This window comes from Maridesulfovibrio sp. (assembly GCF_963676065.1).
Classification (GTDB): Bacteria; Desulfobacterota; Desulfovibrionia; order Desulfovibrionales; family Desulfovibrionaceae; genus Maridesulfovibrio.
Genome location: NZ_OY780933.1, coordinates 2,846,306 through 2,867,639 on the forward strand (window position 1 = coordinate 2,846,306; position 21,334 = coordinate 2,867,639).

The window sequence follows — 21,334 nt, forward strand, 5'->3', positions numbered from 1 at the left end:
GTTTCAGAGTTGTATAACCATTAAGCATCCCAGTCGATGCTTTTAGCCCATTGCACCTTGCCCTTAACCTTTTTCTGCTTGCGTAGAAGGATGTAGATGGCTCCTGCTCCGCCGTCCTTGGGTTGGGCAGTGCAGAAAGCGAGTACTACGCGGCGGAAAGGTTCCCGGGTCAGCCATTCCTGAATTTCTCTTTTGAGAACTGAGTGCCCTCCGGGGGAATTCTTGCCCCTGCCGGTGACCGCCAGAACACATCGCTTACCCTGCAGGAATGATTCGCGGATGAAGAAAAGCAGGTTGTCATAAGCCTGTTCAGAATTCATGCCGTGCAGATCTATATGAGATTCATAGCTGAATACGCCCATTTTCAGCTTTTGGAAAACTTTTGAGTCTGTGCCGCGTACAAAACCGAACATAAACTCATCGGAATATTCCATTTCAAATTCAATTTTTCCGGACACAAGGCTGCTCAGGTATTCTTTGCCTTCGTCTTCTTCTGATTTTTTTGTTGCAGGTGCCGGTTTGGGAGGTGTTACCGCTACAGTGGAATTGTCCATACGATCAACACCGACCATGGCGTCCATGAACGCCTGATCATCATTCACTTCTACTTCCTTTTCCTGCGGTTGAACGGGGGCCGGTTTTTGTTTTACAGCTTCAAGTGCCTTTCTAACCGCTTTGGATAAATGCTTATCTTTTTTATCATCTTTGAACTTCAAACCTTTCAGATCAGAAAGGGAGTTCATTTTTTTCTTAGCCATACAAGTTTCTCCTGAAAAAATAAGCTATCAAATTAGTCATAATCCTTATCGAAGTAAATCTTTGTATTCAGTAAATTTGAGTTTTTATTTTTTGTGTCTTGACTTTTTTGCAGCCGTGACCATTTTTTTTCATGGCGCGTGCTGTAAGTGGCAGGTCCGGTCATTTTGAAATTATTAATTATTTATTCTGGACTTGAAATGTTAATTTTATTAGCTCTTCAGTGCGTACTAAATTCGAATAAATAAATCCATTTTTGGTTTTCTCTTATAAAGTGAGGAATTTCAATGCTTAAGATAGAAAACTTGCACGTCAGTATTGGCGATAAGGAGGTCATTAAGGACCTCAACCTGCATATAAAAGAAGGGGAGACCTTCATCCTTTTCGGACCTAACGGTTCAGGTAAAACTTCCCTGCTCATGACTCTCATGGGCTTCAGTAATTATAATGTTACCAAGGGCAAAATCACCTTTAAGGGCGAAGATATTACTTATGCTCCAATCTATGAGCGCGCCCGTCTCGGTATCGGCATGTCCTTCCAGCGCCCGCCGACCATCCACGGATTGAAAACCCGTCATCTGGTAAAAATGTGCGGTAACGGTTCCAATGTTGATGTTGAAATGCTGGCCCAGCGAGTAAACATGACAAATTTTCTCGATCGCGATATTAACTCCGGTTTTTCCGGTGGTGAGATCAAGCGTTCCGAGCTCCTTCAGCTCATGGCCCAGAATCCCAGCCTGCTGCTTTTTGATGAGCCCGAATCCGGTGTTGACCTTGAAAACATGCACCTGATCGGTAAAATGGCCCGCACTCTGCTGGATGGCGAAATTAAGCCGAGCATTGATCTGAGCATGAAAGAGCAGAAAATCAAACAAGGTACTGATACCTGTGGTTTGATCATTACCCATACCGGGCATATCCTTGATTACATTAATGCTGACCGTGGACAGGTCCTTTTTAACGGACATCTCTGCTGTGAAGCCAGACCCCGCGATATTCTGGAGCACATCCGCAAGTACGGATATAAAGAATGCGTGAAATGCTTGAATTAGCAGTGTAAATCCACGGAGAAATATCATGAGTAAAGTTGATCTGAACGATTTTAAATTTGAAGGTCTGGAACACGCGGTAATTGAAGATCTGACTTCAATTGAAGCTGATGAAAAAGAGCAGTTGATCATGGCCGGTGTGGACGTAGATTCCAAAGACGTCAGTGCTACCTTTATGCAGGTGGACCACTCCAACGTGCACTGCGGCAGTAACGATAAAGATGTTGAAGTTATGGACATCAAGAAGGCACTTGAAAAATACGACGGCCTTCCTGACTACTACTTCAAGCTCATCGATAAAGACAAAAACGAAATTACCCGCAATGCAGCAGAAAATCTGCACGGCGGTTATTTTGTCCGCACCAAGAAGGGTGCCAAGGTCGAGAAGCCTGTTCAGTCCTGTCTTTTCCTTAAAGCTGAAAATTCCGGCCAGAATATTCACAACATTGTTATAGTAGAAGAAGATTCCGAACTGCACATTATCACTGGTTGTGCCGCCGCTCACGAGAAGTTTTCCGGCGGACATTTCGGACTTTCTGAAATCTACGTTAAGAAGGGCGGTAAGCTGACCTTCACCATGGTTCATAACTGGGGTGAAAACACCGTTGTACGTCCCAGCACCATGGGTGTTGTTGAAGAGGGCGGAACGCTCATCAACAACTACGTGCTGATGAAAAAGGTTAAGGACTTACAGTCCTACCCGACTATTTTTCTGAACGGTGAAGGCGCGGTTGCCCGTTTCAATTCTGTATTGGTTGCTCCTGAAGGTTCCTATGTTGATACCGGAACCCGCATCATTCAGAACGCGCCTGATACAAAAGCGGAAACCATTTCCCGGACCATTACCACCGGCGGCACCATCATCGCCCGCGGTCATATTCAGGGTAACAATGTTCCCGCACGCGGACACATCGAGTGTCAGGGACTTATCCTCGGCGGTGGACGCATTCATGCTGTTCCCGAGCTGGAAGCTACTGTGGAAGGTGTCGAACTTTCCCACGAAGCCGCAGTCGGTAAAATTGCTCAGGAAGAGATTGAATATCTCATGGCTCGCGGAATGGATGAGGATCAAGCGACCTCAACCATCGTTCGCGGTTTCCTGAATGTTGATATTATGGGACTGCCTGAAAAATTGCAGAAGGAAATTGATAAGCAGATCGAGGAACTTGATTCCAGTGATGCTATGTAGACCTATACTCATACGATAATTCAGATGGTGCCATTCCGCCCGGGATGGCACCATCTTTTATTTTTACGATCACTGGTTAAGCGTAGAAAAATTCATCAGATGGACAATTTGAACTTTATTAAATATATCCATGTGCAGAAAGTTTATGTTTTACTTTAAGTTTATTTCATTTAAAAATAAGTGGTTATAAAATGCCTGGATATAAAGTTCATATCAGTGGCTCCTTTGTTGCCGGAATTTTGGTTTTATTGGGATTAGTAAATATCGGGTTGTATGTGATTGATCCGGAACAGGTGGTGGCCCTGCTTGTGGTCTGTGTGCTGGGGGGGCTTTTTCCTGATATTGATACGGATTCAAAAGGTAAGAGGCTTTTTTATTCCGGGATGCTCATGCTCGCCTTGGCGCTGATTTATCTAAAACATTTTCAGTGGGCGGCTTATCTCGGAGTTCTGGCTATGCTGCCCGGGGTAAGCGCTCATCGCGGCTGGACTCATACATGGTGGGCCATGCTTCTGGTGCCGATGCCCATGCTTATTCTGCCGTATTATATTTACGGGCACCCCCTTCCTACCTTGCTGCCATATTACGTGGCCTTTGTTACCGGGTATTTTTCACATTTATTTTTGGACCGTGAATTTTAAAAAATAAAAGGAATTGAGTGTGGCGCTCAATTCCTTTTATTATTAATACGTGAAAAACCAGTGCGGAAGTTTCCGCCTGATTCTTCAGGAGGAGGGCTGGTTAATCATCGCTATTTTCCAGTGCATCCATAAGGCTGATTGTCAGTTTCAGGAAATCAGCTTCGGTAAGGATGCCGATAAGTCCATTCTTTTCATTCACAACCGGGAAACAGCCGTATTTATGGTCGAGCAACGCTACCGCTGCATCTTTCAAAGAAGTATCTTCGGAAATAGTCTTGATGTCAGTGCGCATAATTTCCCCCACGGGAATACCGGAATCAATTTCTCCTTGTGTTTCCGGGTCGATATCCGCAAGCTGAGAGATGGTGGCACGCAGAATATCCCTATGGGTGATCAGACCTATGAATTCGCGTTCTTCATTTACAATTGGAATATGTCTGATGCGTTGCAGGTCCATGAGCGACCTTGCCATTTTCAAATTATCGGATTCGCTAAGGGTGAATAGTTCCTTAGTCATCAGGTCGTTTACTTTCAGCATGTGGTCCTCCTTTTGTCCTTACTATAATCTCTCTTTATGTCGCTTTTGTGTCAAGTTGTAAGTGGAAAAAGGGTCTTTAGCCCTCATTTTGAAGCATTCTGGTTGACTTGATCGCTAAAATCTGATTTGCAACTGCAAACAATGAATTATTACGGTTGATATGATCGGGCCGGTAATTCGTAGTTCAAAATTTATTTCAGGCATTGCCTACCGAATAGAATGGGGTGCCTTACGGGGGATATGTGCGTATCGATCCTAAAAGATCCAGGAAGAAAATGGTGCAGGAACAGATTGAGGCCCGTGGAGTGGCTGATAAAAATGTTCTGGATGCCATGAGTAAAATACCCAGACACCTGTTTGTGCAGGATGCCCTGGCTTCACGCGCATACTCCGACAGTGCCCTGCCTATCGGAGAAGGGCAGACCATCTCTCAGCCGTACATAGTAGCCGTTATGTCAGAGCTGCTTCGGATTGAACCGGGACATAAGGTTCTGGAGATCGGAACAGGATCAGGCTATCAGGCCGCGGTGCTGGCTGAAATGGGGGCGGATGTCTTTTCCGTTGAGCGCATTCGAAAGCTCTTCATCGCCGCGCGTAAACTGCTCTTTGATATGCGGTATTTTAACATTCAGCTCAAACTTGATGACGGTACCATGGGTTGGCCGGAAAATGCACCGTATGACCGTATAATCGTAACCGCCGGGGGGCCGGAAATCCCGGATTATCTCATTGAACAACTGGCTGATCCGGGCATACTGGTTATCCCGGTCGGCGGCCAGAGACGGGTGCAGCGGCTTATGCTGGTAACCAAAACTGACGGTAAAATCGAAACCACAGACATGGGCGGATGCGCCTTCGTAGATCTGGTTGGTAAACAGGGCTGGTAGGTTATAATGAATTTTATTCAAGCTTGGAAAGAAGGCCCGGGACCAGACTCCCCGCGTGATTACCTTGTGCTCGTGCTCAAAGGAATTTGTATGGGGGTAGCGGACATCATTCCCGGAGTTTCCGGCGGAACCATGGCCTTTATTACCGGAATTTATGATAATCTGATTGACTCCATTCGCTCTTTCAACGGCAGTTTTATTAAAAGCCTGCTTAAACTGGACCTGACCGGAGCCATCGCCGAAGCACATCTTAAATTTTTATTGCCTCTGCTGTTTGGCATCCTGATGGCAATGGTCTCCATGGCCCGGGTGATCCATGCCTTGTTGGGCAGCCATCCTGTGCCTGTATGGTCATTGTTTTTTGGACTTATTGCCGCTTCGGTTCTGGTGGTAGGCAAAAGGGTGGGTGAGGTTTCCGCGAAGAATGTTTTTGCGGGAATCTTTGGAGCCGCATTCAGCTACCTTTTGGTGGGATTGATTCCTGTGACCACACCGGATACCCTCTGGTTTGTGTTTCTCTGCGCTTCTATTTCCATTTGCGCAATGATTCTCCCCGGCATAAGCGGAGCTTTCATTCTTCTCCTTTTGGGGAAATATGAATTCATCACCGGGGCGATACGCAATCCCGCGAGTATGGAAAACGGCGCTATCCTGCTGGTATTCGTCTGCGGGTGCGCTTTCGGTATTTCTCTTTTTTCCCGTGTTCTGCATTTTTTGCTGGAAAAACATCACGCGATTACCGTGAGCCTGTTGACCGGATTCATGGCCGGGGCCATGCGCAAGATCTGGCCATGGAAAGAGGTTCTCGATTCGGTGGTGATACGGGGTAAGGTTCATGTCCTGAGCGAGGCCAATGTGCTGCCTCCGGCTTATGATGTGAAATTTGCAACTGCCGTGCTCCTGATGGTTGCCGGATTTGCAGCAGTGATTATCTTGGAATGGGTATCTTCAGCCAAGGACAGCTGAAGTTGAACGGAGACAGTTCTCCCTGATCTTTTAATATACAACAAAGGCATTGATATGAGTTCATCATGCAGTTCCTGTTCTTCCGGCTCACAGAAGAACGGTGACAAAAAGGCAAGTGCTGCCCAGGCTTTGCAGAACGAGTTGATTTCCTCGACTCTGCAGAAGATTAAATACAAAATTTTTGTAATGAGCGGCAAAGGCGGCGTAGGTAAGAGTTCCGTGGCTGTAAATATCGCCGCAGCCCTCGCGGACAAAGGGTTTAAGGTCGGTATCCTTGATGTTGACATCCATGGCCCCAGTGTTCCGCATCTGCTTGGCATTACCGGCCAGCTCGATGTTGAGCGCGGTAACCTCGTAGTTCCTAAAAAAGTAAATGATAACCTGCATGTTGTTTCCATGGAATCACTGCTCAAGGACCCTGATCAGGCTGTCCTCTGGCGCGGTCCCATGAAAACTTCCGCCATCAGGCAGTTCATTTCCGACGTACAGTGGGGCGAGCTTGATTTTCTCGTGATCGATTCCCCTCCGGGTACCGGTGATGAGCCTATGACCGTTCTGAAAACCATTCCGGAATCTCTTGCCGTGGTCGTAACCACTCCGCAGGAAGTTTCCCTTGCGGATGTTCGTAAGGCTATCAACTTCCTGCAGTACGCCAAGGCCAACATCATGGGCGTGGTTGAAAATATGAGCGGACTCGTCTGCCCTCACTGTCATGAGAATATCGACCTTTTCAAGAAGGGCGGCGGTGAAGAGCTGGCGGCTAAGTACAGCCTGCCGTTCCTCGGGGCTATTCCTCTGGACCCGACAACTGTTGTTGCCGGTGATCTGGGCAAGCCTGTGGTACTTCTTGATGAGGATTCTCCTGCAAAACTCGCCTTCCGCAAGGTTGCTGAGGAGATTGCAGATGCAGCCGAAAGCAGTTTTGAAGTAGCTTCCAGCACTCATACTTAATAAAAATCACCTTTTTTTGGGTGTAAATCAAATGCCGGGTTGACATACTGTCTTCCTCGGCACAGAATCATGCAGTTTCCGCGGGGTCCGTTTAATACGGTCCCCGCGTTACGCAAAAGCTCAATAGGTTTCAGGGCCGCCGCCCTGACTAAATGAATTTCTCGACCCGGGACACTTTATGTTCAATCTTGCCAATTCCCTTACTCTTGGACGTATTCTTGCGGTACCTTTAATCGTTGCTCTGCTTTATTATCCGAATAAGCTGACCATGTTTCTGGCGGCTTTTGTCTTTTTTCTGGCATCGCTGACCGACTTTTTTGACGGCTATATCGCCCGGCGTAGCAATCAGGTTACTAATCTGGGTAAATTTCTCGACCCTCTGGCAGATAAACTGCTCATCTGTTCCACCCTTATCATGCTCAGCTACATGGGTTATGTAAGCGGCTGGATTACAGTAGTTATTGTCTGCCGCGAATTGGCAGTTACCGGACTGAGAGCCATCGCCGTGGATATGGGGCTGGTTCTGGCTGCTGATAAGTTCGGCAAGCTCAAGACTCTCGTCCAGAGTTTCGCTCTCGGACCTCTGTTGCTGCACTACCCGTACTTCGGTATTGATATGCACCAGCTCGGCACCTGGATTCTTTACGTAGCTGTATTCCTGACCGTATTTTCCGGTGCTAATTATATGTACAATTTGCATAAAGTCTGGTTAACTAGCGAATAATTAAAATTTATTAGAAAAAGTTTACAGACAGGATTATCAATGAACGGTAATGACCGACAAAATCTGGTACTCAGACTCAATAATTGCCTCGAAACAATTATTGAGATGGAACAGGAACTTGAAAGACTTGACTTAAGTCGCAAGTTCCTAGAAGAACTTGAGGTCCTTAAGAGGTTTATGAGCAAAATGGAAAAAATCAGGGTTAGCGAGGCCGAAGTGGAACGGATCGAAACCGCAACTGATAATTTTTTGGTTGAGCTCAGGGTTCCGCTGGGGCAGGTTGATTCGTCCAGAAAAATGTTTACCCGGCTTCAGTAAAGGAACGTTTGATGCTGAGGCGTAGAGCTTTGCTGGGATTGCTGGTTGTAATCAACCTTGTGCTTCTTATTCGCTTGGGATTAAGTGAACAGGGTTTTTTAGGTTATCTTGAACTTGATGATAAAGTTCAGGAACTTGAGCATAAAATCGAAGCCGCTGACAACCGGACCCTAGAGCTGAGCAGAGAGATCCGCAGGCTTAAGAGTGACCGTGCCTATCAGGAGAAAATCATCCGTAGCAGGATGAATTACGTCAAGGGAAACGAAGTGTTGTACATTTTTCCTGATTCAGGAAAAGAAAAGACCCAGGGAGCAGGTACAGATGCAAAGCAAGATTGAGTGGTATCAGGAAGTTCTGGCTCTGGAGCCCAGCTCCAAAGTTTTTTTCCCTCTGGCCCGCCTTTATGTCGAAATGGGCAGTCTTGAGAAAGCAGTGACCACTCTTCGGATGGGTCTTGACCGCCATCCTGACTACCTTGAGGCTCGTCTGCTGCTGGTTGAAACTCTTGCTAAACTTGATCGCGAATCTGAAGCGAAGGCAGCTGTTGCGCCTTTGACCAGACTCTTTTCTTCATACCCCTCATTCTGGAAAATGTGGGGTGCTTCTATTTCTGAGGGTAACAGCGATGTTGCCGGAGCTATGGCTTTTCTGTTTTCGGCTCTGCACGGTTCCCCTATGTCATGGTCAGACGTAATGGCCGAGGGGATAAAACAGCTTACCGGTATTGCTTCCGGCAAAGAGACGGATGAATCTTTCTCGGCAGATGCAGCTGAAAGCGAAGTTCCCGCAGGCAATTATGCGCGTCCGGCACCTGAAAACAGTGATTTGCTTGTTGATGAAATTTCTCAGGCCGCAGCCCGTGTTGATGCAGACGGTGAAAGTGACGAAGAGCTGACCAGCCAGGTTGCTATGGACAGCCTCAAGACCAAGACCATGGCCGAAGTTCTGGCCTCTCAGGGAGATCTTGAGGGCGCTCTCGAAATTTACCGCGAATTGCTTTGCAAAGCATCTGATGACGAAAAAGATGAGCTTATGTCCTTTATGGCAGATATTTCAAGCAGGATAAGTAATGCTCCGCTTGATGATGTCGCCGGAGATGATGCAAGTAAAGATCCGTACTTCAAACACGCCAAAAGTAAGCTGATGAGTACCCTTGAACTTCTTGCGGACCGTCTGGAAGCCAGGGTTTCCAGATAAACTACCTTGTTTCGGCCTTATTTAAAGATACAATTTAATAATATGCATAAGGATTTGTGCTGTGTAAGCACAAAATCCAGGTATTAATTATGGAATTTAAAAATTCAGTGCGATCTTTCGCACTTTTTGCTTTTCTGTTGCTGCTCCTGTGCGTAAGCGGGTGCGAATACGGCAGTAAGGTCTGGCACGAAGCCCAGCAGACTGTAGACCCCAATCCCGAAATTAATTTAAAACACGGCGGGCTCGAAAACCCCGACGATAATAAGCTGGCTCTACTTTTTACCCCTGTGGATGCTAAGATACTCTCTCTGTGCGAAGTCTTATCCACAGTGGACTCACATCCCGATGAAAATTGGTTTAAGCTGCTTTTTATGCGTTTTCCTTGGATCAGTGGTGTTCTTACCGTTGATGATGAAGCCAGTATTCTGGTCAAACTTCCCGAAGTTGAGATCAAGCCTTTCAAGCCGGGGCCGCTCATCGAATACGAAGGAGACTGGAATGAGATCAAATTGAAATCATTTGTCAGTTACTCCGAATTCGGTCCTGAAATGTATCTCGCCACTCCCTTCTTTAAAGATGCCGTCTTCAAAGGGCTGGTGGTGGTCCATTTTGATCCTCGCATTCTGCTGAATTTTTGTCCTGATCCTAAACAGCTGATTATTATGCAACCCGATGGCGGCGGCGTATGGACCGGGGCTGAAGATATTAATAAAAAGGCACTACTGCAAATAGACTGGGATGAGTTGCTGGATGAAAATGTCAGAGGCGTTGTTACAGTTGACGGGCAGAGATATGTCTGGCTTTCCCGCTATATAGGGGATACTCAGATCGTATACCTGACTAAAGCTATATCCAAGAAAGACGAAGATGATGGCTTACTGTTTTTTTAAAAACGTAGGTCTTATCTGAAAATTATGATATAGAGCTTATTACTTTCTGATAATTGCGCAGCAGGGACATTCCGAAGGAGGATTAATGACCCAGCAGATCACTGTTACAGAGCACCTGTTATTGCACCAGAAGCAGATTCCCGGAGCTACCGGACAGTTTACCCACCTATTCAATGAGTTGGTTCTTTCGGCCAAGATTATTTCAAGGGAAGTGAATAAGGCCGGTTTAGTTGATGTTCTCGGTTTTACAGGTGAGATCAATGTTCAGGGCGAGGAAGTAAAGAAGCTTGATGAATACGCCAACCGTATTCTGATCCACCGTATGGCCCGTTCCGGTGTGCTTTGCGCTATGGCCTCAGAGGAAAATGCTGATATAATCGAGATCCCGCACGGTCTTCCACAGGGGAACTACATCATCATTTTTGATCCTCTGGACGGTTCTTCAAATATTGATGTTAACGTCAATATAGGAACTATTTTTTCTATTTTTAGACGTAAAAGCAAACTGGGAACTCCGGTACAGTCCACAGATGTACTGCAGGCAGGGTGTGAGCAGGTCGCAGCCGGTTATATTTTATACGGTTCGTCCACCATGCTTGTCTTCACTACTGGAGACGGTGTCCATGGTTTCACCTTAGACCCCGGTGTCGGCGATTTTCTTCTTTCCCATCCGAACATACAGATTCCGGATCGCGGAAAAATCTACTCGGTTAACGAAGGCTATTGGCCTTACTGGTCCGAAGCTACCCAGAAGGTTGTCCGTCATTTCAAGTCTACGGATAATATTCATGGCAAGCCGTACAGTCTGCGTTACATAGGTTCGCTGGTTGCTGATTTTCACCGTAATCTTATTTACGGTGGAGTATTCATGTACCCTGCGGATAACCGGGACCCCGCTAAGCCGAATGGCAAGCTGCGCCTTCTATGCGAAGCTTCGCCCATGGCCATGCTTATAGAACAGGCCGGAGGCCTTGCAACGGACGGTACCCAGCGTATACTTGATATCGTGCCGGATGATTTGCATCAGCGCGTTCCCCTCTTCATAGGCTCACGCCACGAAGTAGAGACGATCAGTTCCATTTATAAGGAGCATGACGGATAATGCTTTGTCTTGGTATTGAGAGCTCCTGTGATGAAACAGGACTCGCTCTTGTGCGTGACGGAAAGCTTATTGCCGAAAAGCTAGCATCACAGGTCGATGTTCATGCCCTCTTCGGTGGTGTTGTACCTGAGATAGCTTCCCGCGAGCATCTGCGCGCTTTGCCTGTCCTGATGCGTGAACTTCTTAGAGAACAGAATCTGACTACTGATGACATTGACGTTGTCTCAGTGGCAAGAGGGCCGGGGTTGCAGGGCTGCCTGCTTATGGGGCTGAGCTTTGCAAAAGGTCTGGTTCTTTCCACCCGGGCGAGGCTTGCCGGGGTCAATCATCTCTGGGCGCATCTTACAGCCGCCGGGCTTGAACAGGAGTTACAGTATCCTTCGCTTGGATTACTTGTTTCCGGCGGGCATACTCATATCTACCTGATTGAAGGGCCGCTCGAATTTACATTGCTTGGGCGTACTCTTGACGACGCCGCCGGTGAAGCCTTTGATAAGACTGCTAAATCCCTGAATCTTCCATATCCTGGCGGTAAGCTTGTTGATGATCTGGGCAGGCAGGGAGTGGTCAATAAAAAGCTTTTTCCGGTTCCTTACGTTAATAACGACAATCTCGATTTCAGCTTTAGCGGCTTGAAAACCGCAGTGGCCACTTACGTGAACCAACATTCCCATCTGCGACTCGACGTGATGGGCCAGCCTGATGATCGTGATGAGGACCCGGCCATTGCGCAAGAGCGCAAAAATATGCTGGCCTCCTTTAACTATACCGTCGGGCGAACTCTTGAAGTGAAAGTTAAGCGGGCTCTTGAACGCAACCGAGGTGTTAAATCTTTGATTGTTGCCGGGGGAGTCGCCGCCAATTCAGTGGTTCGTTCGGTGATGGCCGGTGTTGCGGATAAATTTTCCATTCCGCTGGTTTTACCCCCAATGCATTTATGCACCGATAATGGAGCCATGATCGCCTATGCCGGGTATTTAATGGCGGAGGCAGGATGCTGGCACGATTTAGATCTCGATGCTATCCCGCGTGGGCGGGTGGTTCCGTGTGATTGGATCTGTGATGCCTAATCTGCCGCGAGGGTGTTGCCTTTGCCGTTAAGGGTGGGTATTATCAAAATTAAGTTATTAGCAGTTGTGTCTGTTCGTCTTGACACACCGGTTAACCATAATTAGATTTAAAAATTGAATAGCACTCTTAAAGAGTGTTCCGGAAGAAGATTATTTGGTGTGACTCTTCTCTACAGAAGGGCATAACTACCAGAATACTGTAACAAGGAGAAAATCATGGCTCTGCAGGTAACCGATTCCAGTTTTCAAGAAGAAGTTCTCAATAGCGATAAGCCTGTTCTAGTTGATTTCTGGGCTCCGTGGTGTGGCCCTTGTCGTGCAATGGGTCCTGTGATTGATGAATTGTCTGAAGAATTTTCCGGTCAGGTAAAAATTTGTAAGATGAATGTTGATGACAACCCCGCATCTCCCGGAAAGTACGGCATCCGTGCAATTCCGACTCTCATCCTCTTCAAGGGTGGCGAAGTTGTGGACCAGACTACCGGTGCAGTTTCCAAAAGCAGCATTAAGGAAATGATCAGCAGCAAGGCTCTGTAAAGAATGAAGTCTTATGACGCCGTTGTTATCGGGGGCGGCCCTGCCGGAATGGCGGCCGCCCTTTATCTTGCGAGGGCAGGAGTAAATTTTCTCGCCCTTGAAAAGATGTCTCATGGCGGACAGATGCTCCTTACGGATGAGCTCGAAAATTTCCCCGGATTTCCTGATGGGATCAAGGGGTACGAGCTGGCTGACAGAATGGATAGGCATGTTAAGCATTACAAGTTTGACCATGTTTATGATGAAGTTTTGCAGCTTATTCCCGGTGAGGAGTTTCATGAAGTTGTGGTTGCCAGCGGTGATCATGTAAAAAGCCGGGTGGTTATTATCACCTCCGGTGTTGCTTTCCGGAAATTAAAAGTTCCCAACGAGGAAAAATTGCTCGGGCGTGGGGTTTCTTACTGCGCTTTGTGTGACGGCAACTTTTATCGTGATAAGGTTGTTGCTGTCATCGGTGGCGGCAATTCCGCTCTTGAGGAATCAATCTATCTTTCAAAACTAGTAAAGAAGCTGTATCTAGTGCATCGCAGGGATGAATTCAGGGCTGATGTGGTCTATCGGGACAAATGCCTCGCGAATCCTGTTATTGAACCGGTACTGAATTCAGTTGTTTCAAAGATTATTGGTGATACGGAAGTTACCGGTGTTGAGATTAAAAATGTTGATACTGGAGACTACTCCGTCCTTGATGTGGATGGAGTGTTTATTTTTGTTGGTTTTAACGCCGTATGCAGCTTTTTCCCTGACGAATTGGCGCTCGATCAACATGGATTTATAAAAACAACCTGCGAAATGGAATCAAGTATTCCCGGAATTTACGCCGCCGGTGACATCCGCTCTAAAAAATGTAGACAGGTTGTCACGGCAGTGGGAGATGGCGCTACTGCAGCCACTGCCGCTTATGCGTATCTGGAACACAAATAATGCGAAATAAATTTTTTTCTATTGTTATTGCTTCTCTTCTCCTTATCAGCCTTTCCGGCTGTGGACTCATCGACTATTACTTCCTACCCAAACCTGAAGATACCGCGCAGGAACTTTATGAAGCCGGCGTGGAAGCGATGAAAGGTAAGGACTATTATGATGCTGCCGATTATTTTTCTAAACTGAAGGATCGCTATCCTTTCAGTCCGTATACCTTGAAGGCCGAGATCAGCCTCGGTGATGCGTATTTTCTTGATAAGAAATATTTTGATGCCTCAGAAGCCTACAAGGAATTTTCCGCACTGCATCCCGGTAACGAAGAAATTCCGTATGTGCTTTATCAGATCGGCCTGAGTAATTTTAACCTTTTCAGTTCCATTGATCGGCCTCAAAGCAATATCAATGAAGCATTGGTTTATTTTTACAGGGTGGAGGAAGCGTACCCGGACAGCGAGTATGCAAAAGCCGCAAAAGAATACATCGTAAAATGTCGTCGTGCCTTGGCTGACCATGAATTGTATATCGCCGATTTCTTCTGGAGATCGGAAAAATTCGGATCAGCTTGGAAACGCTATGCATACGTTGTACGCAATTTTAAGGACCTGCCTAAAGTTCGCAAATATGCCATGAAGCAGGCCGAGATGTCTTATTATGAATACCAGAAGACTCTTTCTCAGGAAGAACGCGAAAAATTGCAGGGAAGCTGGAAAGAGTTGATGAACTGGCTTTAAGCCTGTTCCCAACGATTCAAATAAAGCCCGACAGACCAGTGTCTGTCGGGTTTTTTTTAGTGATAAATGTTGCTAAGTTTAGCATACGCATCTAAACATAACTTATCCATAACCACGCATAGTTATTTTCTTTAATTAATTTTCGGATTAATAAATCCTTTTGTTAAGGGATGAAGCCCCGGAGGCATTACATATGTTTGAATTTCCTGAATGGCTGCATGATTATCAGATAGAAGACACAACCTTCGGCGATGCTTATGAGGATACATTGCCTCCGAAACGGGCATGGCTTAAAAAGACGATTGCGCAGGTCTATGGAATCAATTCCCCTGATGCCCCCGGTAAAACATGGAATGTTAATACATGGCGTGGCGGTTTTGAGACCGAGGTTTCAACCGAACCTTTGGAGTGGGCTGTGTTGCTTCTTGATGCAAAGTCAGTTTCTCCTGTACGCATTCTGGCCGCTCTGGTGCCCGCTTTTGCCGCCGGAGTGAAAAGCGTGCTGGCTGTTTTCTGCGGAGAAGGTGAGATATCCCGGTCAGTGCTGGCCGGATTCGAGCTTGCCGGACAGGAGAATGTGGTCAAACTGCCGGTGGATAAAGTTGACCTGCTTCTCGGCGAGATAATTCATTGCGGTATCGACGGGGCACTGCTCGATCTGCGCGGTGAGCCGGGTTACGTAAAGCATGGTCCGGGGGTGCGCTACTGGCGTGTGCCGGAAATTTTAAGTATATCAGTCTGCAGGGAAGATGATGCCCCGGATATGGAAGTACTTGCTTTTGCTCATCCTGATGTCGAATTTGTTGAAATTGACGAGGATTCCATCGCTGAATCAGAATCCGACGCAGTGGTTGTGCCTGCCGAATTAGTGGGTGATGGACTGATGAATTTCAGTATAGTACTTTCCCACGGTCAGGAAGGCTGCTGGGCTTGGAACGGTTTTAACAGTTCTTTTTTTAAACGCGAATGTGTTGCTCTTGCTGTTGCTGAATAAGTTTTACTCAGGGAAGGTGCTCCGTGAATATCAAGCCTGATTTTTCTGTGAAAGGTATTGGAAAAATACGTAATATCGGCGTCATTGCCCATATTGACGCGGGTAAGACTACGGTTACTGAACGTATGCTTTATTTTTCAGGCCGAATTCACCGTTTAGGTGAAGTTCACGAGGGAACCGCAACCATGGATTATATGCCTGAAGAGCAGGAGCGCGGAATCACGATCACTTCCGCGGTGACCACCTGTTACTGGGGTGCGAACACTATCAATATAATCGATACTCCCGGCCATGTGGATTTTACCATTGAAGTAGAACGTTCCCTGCGCGTGCTTGACGGCGCTGTTGGGGTTTTCTGTGCAGTCGGCGGTGTGGAACCGCAATCGGAAACCGTCTGGCGTCAAAGTGAGTCTTACGGCGTACCTAAGCTTGTTTTTATCAACAAGATGGATCGCTTAGGGGCAGATTTTGAGGCTGTACTCAAATCCATGTCTGATAAACTTGGAATCAGGAGCCTGCCCGTGCAGATTCCGGACGGCGCTGGCGAAGATTTCAGCGCTGTTTACGATATCATTCGCATGAAAAAACTGGTTTTTGATCAGGAGAGCAACGGTGAAGAGTTTGAGGAACTTGATCTGGATCAGCAGGATGAAGAATTTGTAGCGCCGTGGCGTGAGCAGATGTGCGAAGTGCTTTCGGAAATTGATGATGAATTTATGGAACGTTATCTTGAGGATGACATTGAGCCCGCGTACATTGATGAAGTCATCCGTAAGGCTACTCTTAAACTGGCTGTGGTTCCGGTCTTTTCCGGTTCGGCATTGAAAAATTCGGGTGTACAGCCGTTGATGGATGGAGTCGTTAAATATCTTCCCAGTCCGCTTGAAGCGCCTAAAGTCAGCGGTATAAATCCACAAACAGGGGTTGAACAGGTAGTGGAGCCGGAAGCCGGCGGTCCGTTTCAGGCTCTTGCGTTCAAGGTTGTTATGGACTCGGGACGCAAGATGGTCCTTATGCGAATTTATTCCGGTAAAATCAACGCCGGAGATACCGTCCGAAATTTTACACAGGGTAAAGATGAACGCATTGCGCGTCTTTTTAAGATACATGCCGGACGCAAGGAACGGCTCGATATTGCCGGTATCGGCGATATCGTAGGGGCTGCCGGACTGAAAGAAACCCGTACCGGAGACACCCTTTCCACGGCGGAAACTCCGCTGGTGCTTGAACAGATTGAGATGTACAAACCTGTTATTTCCATGGCGATTGAGCCGCGCAATGTAGAAGAATCCAACAAGCTTGAAGATGTGTTGGATAAGTACCTTCAGGAAGATCCCACCCTCACTTTGAATACAGATGAGAATACCGGACAGATCATTCTTTCCGGTATGGGGGAACTGCATCTTGAAGTTGTTCTGGACCGCATGCGCCGTGAATACAAGCTTGATCCGCGGGCTGGTAAACCGCAGGTTGTTTATCTGGAGGTTCCCGGCGGCAGCGCAGAAGCGGAAGAAGAATTTGACAAGTTTCTCGGTGAGGACAAGCACTACGGATATGTGCGTCTTTCAGTTGAGCCGCGGGAGCGGGGAGCAGGCCGGGATGTTGTTTTTGAAATCGATACCGGTGAATGGTCCTCTGAGTGGATGGATGCCGTAGCCGAGGGAATTGATGACGGTTTACAAAGCGGCGTAATCAAAGGATTTCCCGTTCAGGACGTAAAAGTGCGCATCCTTGAGCTGCGTAAACGGGATGGGGAATCATCAGTTCCCGGATATCATATGGCTGCCGGCAGGGCGTTGAAATCCGCCTTGAATGCTGCTTCTCCGCAGCTTATGGAACCTATTATGGATGTTGAAATTTCTGTTCCCGAAGAATTTGTAGGCGATGTGATCGGACTTCTCGGGGCTAAGGGCGCTCGCATAGAAAATATGCTTGATCGCAATAAGCAGAAGATTGTGCAGGCTTTGTCGCCGTTGCGGAATATGTTCGGTTTTTCCACCCATCTCAGATCGGCAACACAGGGAAGAGCCGGTTTTGCTATGAAATTTCACAGCTTTGATGTGTTGGATTAATCCCTCAGCCCGTAAGGTGTAAGTAAAACAAAATCAACAAAGGGAAGTTGATGCAGATTAATTATAGCAGAAAAGAGAAGTTCAAACGGCTTTTCAAATTATATTACCTTAAGGTTATGCGGATTAATGCTTCGCCTCATAATATTGCCTTGGGGGTTGCATGCGGGGTTTTCGGTGGCTGCTTTCCCGTTATTCCCGGGTTGCCGCTGCAGACTGTTATCGCGGTGGTTTTGGCCTTTATAACCCGCAGCAGCAAGATCGCGGCAGCTATTGCTACCTGGATTTCCAATCCTTTCAACTGGCTGCTCTTCTACTACATTCAGTTTAAGATAGGCACATTTTTTCTGCCCATAGATTTAGCTTTTGACCCGGCCAAGTGGCAGGTTTCTGATTTTATGGATATCGGCTGGCAGGGGTTGAGTATTCTTATCTTCGGTGGAGCGGTGCTCGGCATTCCTCTGGCAGTAATTTCATATTTTATCGCCTTGTATTTTGTGCGTCGTTACCGCAAACGCAAAACCATGCGTATGCTCTCCAAGCGTAAGAAATTATAAGCTTATCCAATTAAATTGGCGCTAGGTAACAATGCTTTTTGCCACTTGTTTAATATTTATTCACAATTAAGGCTCTTTGATGACAAAGAGTCTTTTTTTGTTTTTTTCGAGTATGATAATTATACTGCTTGATTGAAACTGATTAAGTGTTTAAAAATAGAAGTGATTCTCAGCCTACTTAAATGATTTGGAGATTTTTTTATGTCAGATGATATGACAACTCAAGTTTTTAAAGAAGAAGCGTATGAACTACTGGGCGAGCTTGAAACCTCTTTGCTTGAGCTTGAGGATATTCCTGATGATATGGATACGATCAACCGTGTTTTCAGAGCCTTGCATACTATTAAAGGTTCCGGGTCCATGTTTGGCTTTGAAGCCATTGCTGAATTTACCCATGAGGTTGAAACAGTATTCGATAAGGTCAGGAACGGAGAATTGGCCATATCAAAACCACTGCTGACTTTATCACTTTCAGCTCGCGATCATATTTATTCTATGCTCGAGTCGCCCACCGGAGAAGGCGATTTTGCTCTTGGGAACGGTATATTGGACGGGCTGAAGGATATATCCTCCGATTCATTGGAAGAAGGGAAACCGGACGATGGGAAACCGGAAGAGGCTGAGTCGTCCGATGCAAAGCCGCAGGAACCGGAAACGAAAGTTTCTGCCGCTGAGGAGTCTGGTTATAAGCCTCCGAAAACTCTTTTTCAGGTTATAATAAAGGTCGCAGCCGGCGGCGATGTCGATGATGACAGTCTTGAGCCTCTGTTGAAGGAATTGGAAAAACTGGGTGAAATTCGTTTTAAAGTTGTTCATACTGAAGCTGAACCTTATTGGGATATTATTTTTGAAAGCAACGCCGAATCAACATCCATTGAGGAAATCTTCTTTTTTACCGATGTTCCGGTAACAGTCAGTATCAGAGAAATCGCCCGGGAAAATGCTGCCGATTTTCTGGATTTTTATGATGATAGCGATGAGGATGATCAACCTGCTCCGACAAAGAAACTTGGTGAGATACTCGTGGAAAGAGGGGATGTTCCGGCGGAAACTATTGATGCCGCGCTTTCCACCCAGAAGCCACTTGGTGAACTGCTTACCGAAAGAGGCGTTGTCAGCAGAGATAAAGTGGACAGTGCCCTTGCCGAGCAGAGCGCAGCCACTCAATTTAATAATTCTTCCAAAAAAGCACGTAAAAAGGTCGATACCGCCTCATCCATAAGGGTCTCCGCCGAAAAACTTGATTATCTTGTCGATCTTGTCGGTGAACTTGTTATCGTTCAGGCCCAGATAAGCCAGGTGGTAGGCTCGAAAGGTGATCCTTCTCTGACCGCACTTTCCGAGGAACTTGAGCGCCTTTCAGATGAACTTCGCGACAGCACACTTGGAATCCGTATGCTGCCCATAGGTACCACATTCAGTAAATTCAGACGGTTGGTCCGTGATCTTTCCGAAGAATTGGGTAAAGAGATAGACCTGCATACCAATGGCGCCGAGACTGAACTGGACAAGACCGTCATCGAAAGACTTGGTGATCCTCTGGTTCATCTGCTGCGTAATTCTATTGATCATGGAATTGAAGATCCTGATACTCGCGGTGCACGGGGTAAATCCCGCCGCGGAACCATTACTCTTTCTGCGGAACATTCCGGCGGCGATGTCATGATTCTTATAGAAGATGATGGCAAGGGAATGTCAACTGAAGCCATCAAAGCCAAGGCCGTAGAAAAGGGGCTGATTTCATCTGATCAGGATCTTTCTGATAAGGATATTTTCAACCTTATTTTTGAACCCGGTTTTTCCACGGCCCAGAGTGTTACGAATGTTTCCGGGCGCGGAGTCGGAATGGATGTCGTTAAACGGGCTATTGATTCCCTGCGCGGCAGCATCGATATTAACAGTGTGGAAGGCAAAGGGACAATTATCACTATCAGGTTGCCTTTGACCCTGGCTATTATCGATGGACTGCAGGTGCGGGTGAATAATGATTTTTTTGTTATCCCGCTCTCACTTGTTGAAGAGTGCGTGGAACTTACCCAAAAAGATGTGGAGGAAGCCAATGGTCAGCAGTTTGTGAATCTGCGCGGAGAGATAGTTCCTTATATCAGAATCCGTGAGTGGTTTGAAGTGGAAGGAGAATCTCCGCCCATAGAACAGATAGTTATTACCGGGCTTGACGGCAGCAGGGTAGGGGTTGTGGTTGATACTGTCATCGGTGAACATCAGACGGTAATCAAAAGTCTTGGTCGTGTTTACAGAGATGTGGACGGAATATCCGGGGCAACCATCAAAGGTGACGGAACCCTTGCTCTGATTTTGGATATACCTAAGCTCTTCCGTACAGTTCTTACGGAATTAAAGGCGGCAGGTTGATGGCTTTGAAAAAAGATAAAAATGAATCCGAGCAGAGGTTTCCATGCTTGAATCCCAAAATGTCGGATTCTGATTTTGGAAAATTCAGCAAATTGATCAAAGAAGAATTCGGGATCAAGATGCCGCCTACCAAAAAGACCATGCTGGAAGCTCGTCTTCAAAAAAGGCTGCGTGCTCTAGGGTTTGATAACCATGCGCAATATTGCGATTTTTTATTCAGCCCCGGTGGGTTTGAAAGGGAACTGACCCAGCTTATTGATGTGGTCACGACCAATACCACTGATTTTTTTCGGGAGCCTAAGCATTTTGAGCTGTTGCTTAGCACTGTTCTGCCCGATTTATGCCAGCGTAGCAGAAGGCCGGTCAAAATATGGTCTGCCGGTTGTTCCAGCGGTGAGGAGCCTTACACCCTGTGTATGGTTATGAATGAGTTTGCTGAAAATAATCGGGATTTTAACTATTCTTTATTGGCAACGGATATTTCTACTGACATTCTGCGTAGAGCCATGAACGCTGTTTACCCCATGAGCAAGGTGGAAGTGGTCCCTATGGCGCTGAAGAAGAAATACCTGCTCAAAAGCAAAAATAAGGCTAAGCCGTTAGTCCGGGTTAAGCCTGAGTTGCGCAAAAAAGTTGATTTTCGAAGATTGAATTTTATGGAATCTTTTCCGTTCAAGGATCATAAAGATATAATCTTTTGTCGTAATGTGGTCATCTATTTTGATAGAGCGACCCAGTATACTCTTTTTAAAAAGTTCTGTGCCACGCTTTCCAAAGGTGGTTATCTGTTTATCGGTCATTCAGAGAGTATTTCCGGAATGGAGCTCCCCGTCCGGCAGATTGCTCCTACTGTTTATCAAAAGGTCTAGCC

Annotated in this window: 23 protein-coding genes; 21 read left to right on the forward strand and 2 right to left on the reverse strand. The window is 46.6% G+C overall.

The window, feature by feature from the left end; all coding sequences use genetic code 11:
• Nucleotides 1-20: 20 nt before the first annotated feature.
• A complete protein-coding gene (locus ACKU35_RS12780) occupies nucleotides 21-758 on the reverse strand; it encodes a Smr/MutS family protein (protein WP_319759607.1) in 738 nt (245 codons plus the stop codon).
• Nucleotides 759-1,043: 285 nt separating this feature from the next.
• Here ACKU35_RS12780 and ACKU35_RS12785 point away from each other — a divergent pair, with 285 nt between their 5' ends.
• The 3 genes from ACKU35_RS12785 to ACKU35_RS12795 all read left to right on the forward strand — a co-directional run bounded on the left by ACKU35_RS12785 (nucleotide 1,044) and on the right by ACKU35_RS12795 (nucleotide 3,635).
• Nucleotides 1,044-1,808: an ABC transporter ATP-binding protein gene (locus ACKU35_RS12785; RefSeq protein ID WP_319759608.1), complete on the forward strand. Its 765-nt coding sequence runs from the start codon at nucleotides 1,044-1,046 to the stop codon at nucleotides 1,806-1,808.
• Between the two features lie 25 nt (nucleotides 1,809-1,833).
• Nucleotides 1,834-2,994, forward strand: coding sequence for a SufD family Fe-S cluster assembly protein (locus ACKU35_RS12790; protein ID WP_319759609.1), 1,161 nt, complete (start codon nucleotides 1,834-1,836; stop codon nucleotides 2,992-2,994).
• Nucleotides 2,995-3,185: 191 nt separating this feature from the next.
• Nucleotides 3,186-3,635 (forward strand): metal-dependent hydrolase, encoded by a 450-nt coding sequence (locus ACKU35_RS12795; RefSeq protein ID WP_319759610.1) that lies wholly within the window; start codon nucleotides 3,186-3,188, stop codon nucleotides 3,633-3,635.
• A 100-nt stretch (nucleotides 3,636-3,735) separates the two neighbouring features.
• On the opposite strand, the gene ACKU35_RS12800 is transcribed toward ACKU35_RS12795, so the two are convergent.
• On the reverse strand, nucleotides 3,736-4,173 hold the full coding sequence (locus ACKU35_RS12800) for a CBS domain-containing protein (protein ID WP_319759611.1): 438 nt from the start codon (nucleotides 4,171-4,173) through the stop codon (nucleotides 3,736-3,738).
• A gap of 242 nt (nucleotides 4,174-4,415) precedes the next feature.
• Between ACKU35_RS12800 and ACKU35_RS12805 the strand changes: the two genes are divergently transcribed.
• The 18 genes from ACKU35_RS12805 to ACKU35_RS12890 all read left to right on the forward strand — a co-directional run bounded on the left by ACKU35_RS12805 (nucleotide 4,416) and on the right by ACKU35_RS12890 (nucleotide 21,332).
• Nucleotides 4,416-5,060 carry a protein-L-isoaspartate(D-aspartate) O-methyltransferase gene (locus tag ACKU35_RS12805; RefSeq protein WP_319759612.1) on the forward strand — a complete coding sequence of 215 codons (645 nt, stop codon included), beginning with the start codon at nucleotides 4,416-4,418 and terminating at the stop codon, nucleotides 5,058-5,060.
• A gap of 6 nt (nucleotides 5,061-5,066) precedes the next feature.
• Nucleotides 5,067-6,026 carry a DUF368 domain-containing protein gene (locus tag ACKU35_RS12810; protein WP_319759613.1) on the forward strand — a complete coding sequence of 320 codons (960 nt, stop codon included), beginning with the start codon at nucleotides 5,067-5,069 and terminating at the stop codon, nucleotides 6,024-6,026.
• 54 nt (nucleotides 6,027-6,080) lie between these two features.
• Nucleotides 6,081-6,977 (forward strand): Mrp/NBP35 family ATP-binding protein, encoded by an 897-nt coding sequence (locus tag ACKU35_RS12815; protein ID WP_319759614.1) that lies wholly within the window; start codon nucleotides 6,081-6,083, stop codon nucleotides 6,975-6,977.
• Nucleotides 6,978-7,155: 178 nt separating this feature from the next.
• On the forward strand, nucleotides 7,156-7,701 hold the full coding sequence (pgsA, locus tag ACKU35_RS12820) for a CDP-diacylglycerol--glycerol-3-phosphate 3-phosphatidyltransferase (RefSeq protein WP_319759615.1): 546 nt from the start codon (nucleotides 7,156-7,158) through the stop codon (nucleotides 7,699-7,701).
• A 39-nt stretch (nucleotides 7,702-7,740) separates the two neighbouring features.
• Nucleotides 7,741-8,019 (forward strand): hypothetical protein, encoded by a 279-nt coding sequence (locus ACKU35_RS12825; RefSeq protein WP_319759616.1) that lies wholly within the window; start codon nucleotides 7,741-7,743, stop codon nucleotides 8,017-8,019.
• A gap of 11 nt (nucleotides 8,020-8,030) precedes the next feature.
• Nucleotides 8,031-8,357: a septum formation initiator family protein gene (locus ACKU35_RS12830; protein ID WP_319759617.1), complete on the forward strand. Its 327-nt coding sequence runs from the start codon at nucleotides 8,031-8,033 to the stop codon at nucleotides 8,355-8,357.
• Complete coding sequence (locus tag ACKU35_RS12835) at nucleotides 8,341-9,216, forward strand: tetratricopeptide repeat protein (RefSeq protein WP_319759618.1); 876 nt, start codon at nucleotides 8,341-8,343, stop codon at nucleotides 9,214-9,216. The genes ACKU35_RS12830 and ACKU35_RS12835 overlap by 17 nt, the downstream gene beginning before the upstream one ends.
• An 89-nt stretch (nucleotides 9,217-9,305) precedes the next feature.
• A complete protein-coding gene (locus ACKU35_RS12840; RefSeq protein WP_319759619.1) occupies nucleotides 9,306-10,106 on the forward strand; it encodes a hypothetical protein in 801 nt (266 codons plus the stop codon).
• 85 nt (nucleotides 10,107-10,191) lie between these two features.
• Nucleotides 10,192-11,208, forward strand: a complete 1,017-nt coding sequence (gene fbp, locus ACKU35_RS12845) for a class 1 fructose-bisphosphatase (RefSeq protein WP_319759620.1) — start codon at nucleotides 10,192-10,194, stop codon at nucleotides 11,206-11,208.
• A complete protein-coding gene (gene tsaD, locus ACKU35_RS12850; RefSeq protein ID WP_319759621.1) occupies nucleotides 11,208-12,278 on the forward strand; it encodes a tRNA (adenosine(37)-N6)-threonylcarbamoyltransferase complex transferase subunit TsaD in 1,071 nt (356 codons plus the stop codon). The genes fbp and tsaD overlap by 1 nt, the downstream gene beginning before the upstream one ends.
• A 216-nt stretch (nucleotides 12,279-12,494) precedes the next feature.
• Nucleotides 12,495-12,815, forward strand: a complete 321-nt coding sequence (gene trxA, locus ACKU35_RS12855; RefSeq protein ID WP_319759622.1) for a thioredoxin — start codon at nucleotides 12,495-12,497, stop codon at nucleotides 12,813-12,815.
• Nucleotides 12,816-12,818: 3 nt separating this feature from the next.
• Nucleotides 12,819-13,739 (forward strand): thioredoxin-disulfide reductase, encoded by a 921-nt coding sequence (trxB, locus tag ACKU35_RS12860; RefSeq protein ID WP_319759623.1) that lies wholly within the window; start codon nucleotides 12,819-12,821, stop codon nucleotides 13,737-13,739.
• Entirely contained in the window at nucleotides 13,739-14,470 is a 732-nt protein-coding gene (locus ACKU35_RS12865) for an outer membrane protein assembly factor BamD (protein WP_319759624.1), read from the forward strand. Before trxB ends, ACKU35_RS12865 begins: the two co-directional genes overlap by 1 nt.
• A 193-nt stretch (nucleotides 14,471-14,663) precedes the next feature.
• Nucleotides 14,664-15,464: a hypothetical protein gene (locus ACKU35_RS12870; protein WP_319759625.1), complete on the forward strand. Its 801-nt coding sequence runs from the start codon at nucleotides 14,664-14,666 to the stop codon at nucleotides 15,462-15,464.
• A 23-nt stretch (nucleotides 15,465-15,487) separates the two neighbouring features.
• Entirely contained in the window at nucleotides 15,488-17,536 is a 2,049-nt protein-coding gene (fusA, locus tag ACKU35_RS12875; protein WP_319759626.1) for an elongation factor G, read from the forward strand.
• Nucleotides 17,537-17,586: 50 nt separating this feature from the next.
• Nucleotides 17,587-18,090 carry a DUF2062 domain-containing protein gene (locus ACKU35_RS12880; protein WP_319759627.1) on the forward strand — a complete coding sequence of 168 codons (504 nt, stop codon included), beginning with the start codon at nucleotides 17,587-17,589 and terminating at the stop codon, nucleotides 18,088-18,090.
• 201 nt (nucleotides 18,091-18,291) lie between these two features.
• A complete protein-coding gene (locus tag ACKU35_RS12885; protein WP_319759628.1) occupies nucleotides 18,292-20,463 on the forward strand; it encodes a chemotaxis protein CheA in 2,172 nt (723 codons plus the stop codon).
• Entirely contained in the window at nucleotides 20,463-21,332 is an 870-nt protein-coding gene (locus ACKU35_RS12890) for a CheR family methyltransferase (protein ID WP_319759629.1), read from the forward strand. The genes ACKU35_RS12885 and ACKU35_RS12890 overlap by 1 nt, the downstream gene beginning before the upstream one ends.
• The last annotated feature ends 2 nt before the right edge of the window (nucleotides 21,333-21,334 follow it).

Coding starts and splice junctions, on each gene's coding strand:
- ACKU35_RS12780 (WP_319759607.1), bottom strand. CDS start 758: ATGGCTAAGAAAAAAATGAACTCCCTTTCTGATCTGAAAGGTTTGAAG.
- ACKU35_RS12785 (WP_319759608.1), top strand. CDS start 1,044: ATGCTTAAGATAGAAAACTTGCACGTCAGTATTGGCGATAAGGAGGTC.
- ACKU35_RS12790 (WP_319759609.1), top strand. CDS start 1,834: ATGAGTAAAGTTGATCTGAACGATTTTAAATTTGAAGGTCTGGAACAC.
- ACKU35_RS12795 (WP_319759610.1), top strand. CDS start 3,186: ATGCCTGGATATAAAGTTCATATCAGTGGCTCCTTTGTTGCCGGAATT.
- ACKU35_RS12800 (WP_319759611.1), bottom strand. CDS start 4,173: ATGCTGAAAGTAAACGACCTGATGACTAAGGAACTATTCACCCTTAGC.
- ACKU35_RS12810 (WP_319759613.1), top strand. CDS start 5,067: ATGAATTTTATTCAAGCTTGGAAAGAAGGCCCGGGACCAGACTCCCCG.
- ACKU35_RS12815 (WP_319759614.1), top strand. CDS start 6,081: ATGAGTTCATCATGCAGTTCCTGTTCTTCCGGCTCACAGAAGAACGGT.
- pgsA (WP_319759615.1), top strand. CDS start 7,156: ATGTTCAATCTTGCCAATTCCCTTACTCTTGGACGTATTCTTGCGGTA.
- ACKU35_RS12825 (WP_319759616.1), top strand. CDS start 7,741: ATGAACGGTAATGACCGACAAAATCTGGTACTCAGACTCAATAATTGC.
- ACKU35_RS12830 (WP_319759617.1), top strand. CDS start 8,031: ATGCTGAGGCGTAGAGCTTTGCTGGGATTGCTGGTTGTAATCAACCTT.
- ACKU35_RS12835 (WP_319759618.1), top strand. CDS start 8,341: ATGCAAAGCAAGATTGAGTGGTATCAGGAAGTTCTGGCTCTGGAGCCC.
- ACKU35_RS12840 (WP_319759619.1), top strand. CDS start 9,306: ATGGAATTTAAAAATTCAGTGCGATCTTTCGCACTTTTTGCTTTTCTG.
- fbp (WP_319759620.1), top strand. CDS start 10,192: ATGACCCAGCAGATCACTGTTACAGAGCACCTGTTATTGCACCAGAAG.
- tsaD (WP_319759621.1), top strand. CDS start 11,208: ATGCTTTGTCTTGGTATTGAGAGCTCCTGTGATGAAACAGGACTCGCT.
- trxA (WP_319759622.1), top strand. CDS start 12,495: ATGGCTCTGCAGGTAACCGATTCCAGTTTTCAAGAAGAAGTTCTCAAT.
- trxB (WP_319759623.1), top strand. CDS start 12,819: ATGAAGTCTTATGACGCCGTTGTTATCGGGGGCGGCCCTGCCGGAATG.
- ACKU35_RS12865 (WP_319759624.1), top strand. CDS start 13,739: ATGCGAAATAAATTTTTTTCTATTGTTATTGCTTCTCTTCTCCTTATC.
- ACKU35_RS12870 (WP_319759625.1), top strand. CDS start 14,664: ATGTTTGAATTTCCTGAATGGCTGCATGATTATCAGATAGAAGACACA.
- ACKU35_RS12880 (WP_319759627.1), top strand. CDS start 17,587: ATGCAGATTAATTATAGCAGAAAAGAGAAGTTCAAACGGCTTTTCAAA.
- ACKU35_RS12885 (WP_319759628.1), top strand. CDS start 18,292: ATGTCAGATGATATGACAACTCAAGTTTTTAAAGAAGAAGCGTATGAA.
- ACKU35_RS12890 (WP_319759629.1), top strand. CDS start 20,463: ATGGCTTTGAAAAAAGATAAAAATGAATCCGAGCAGAGGTTTCCATGC.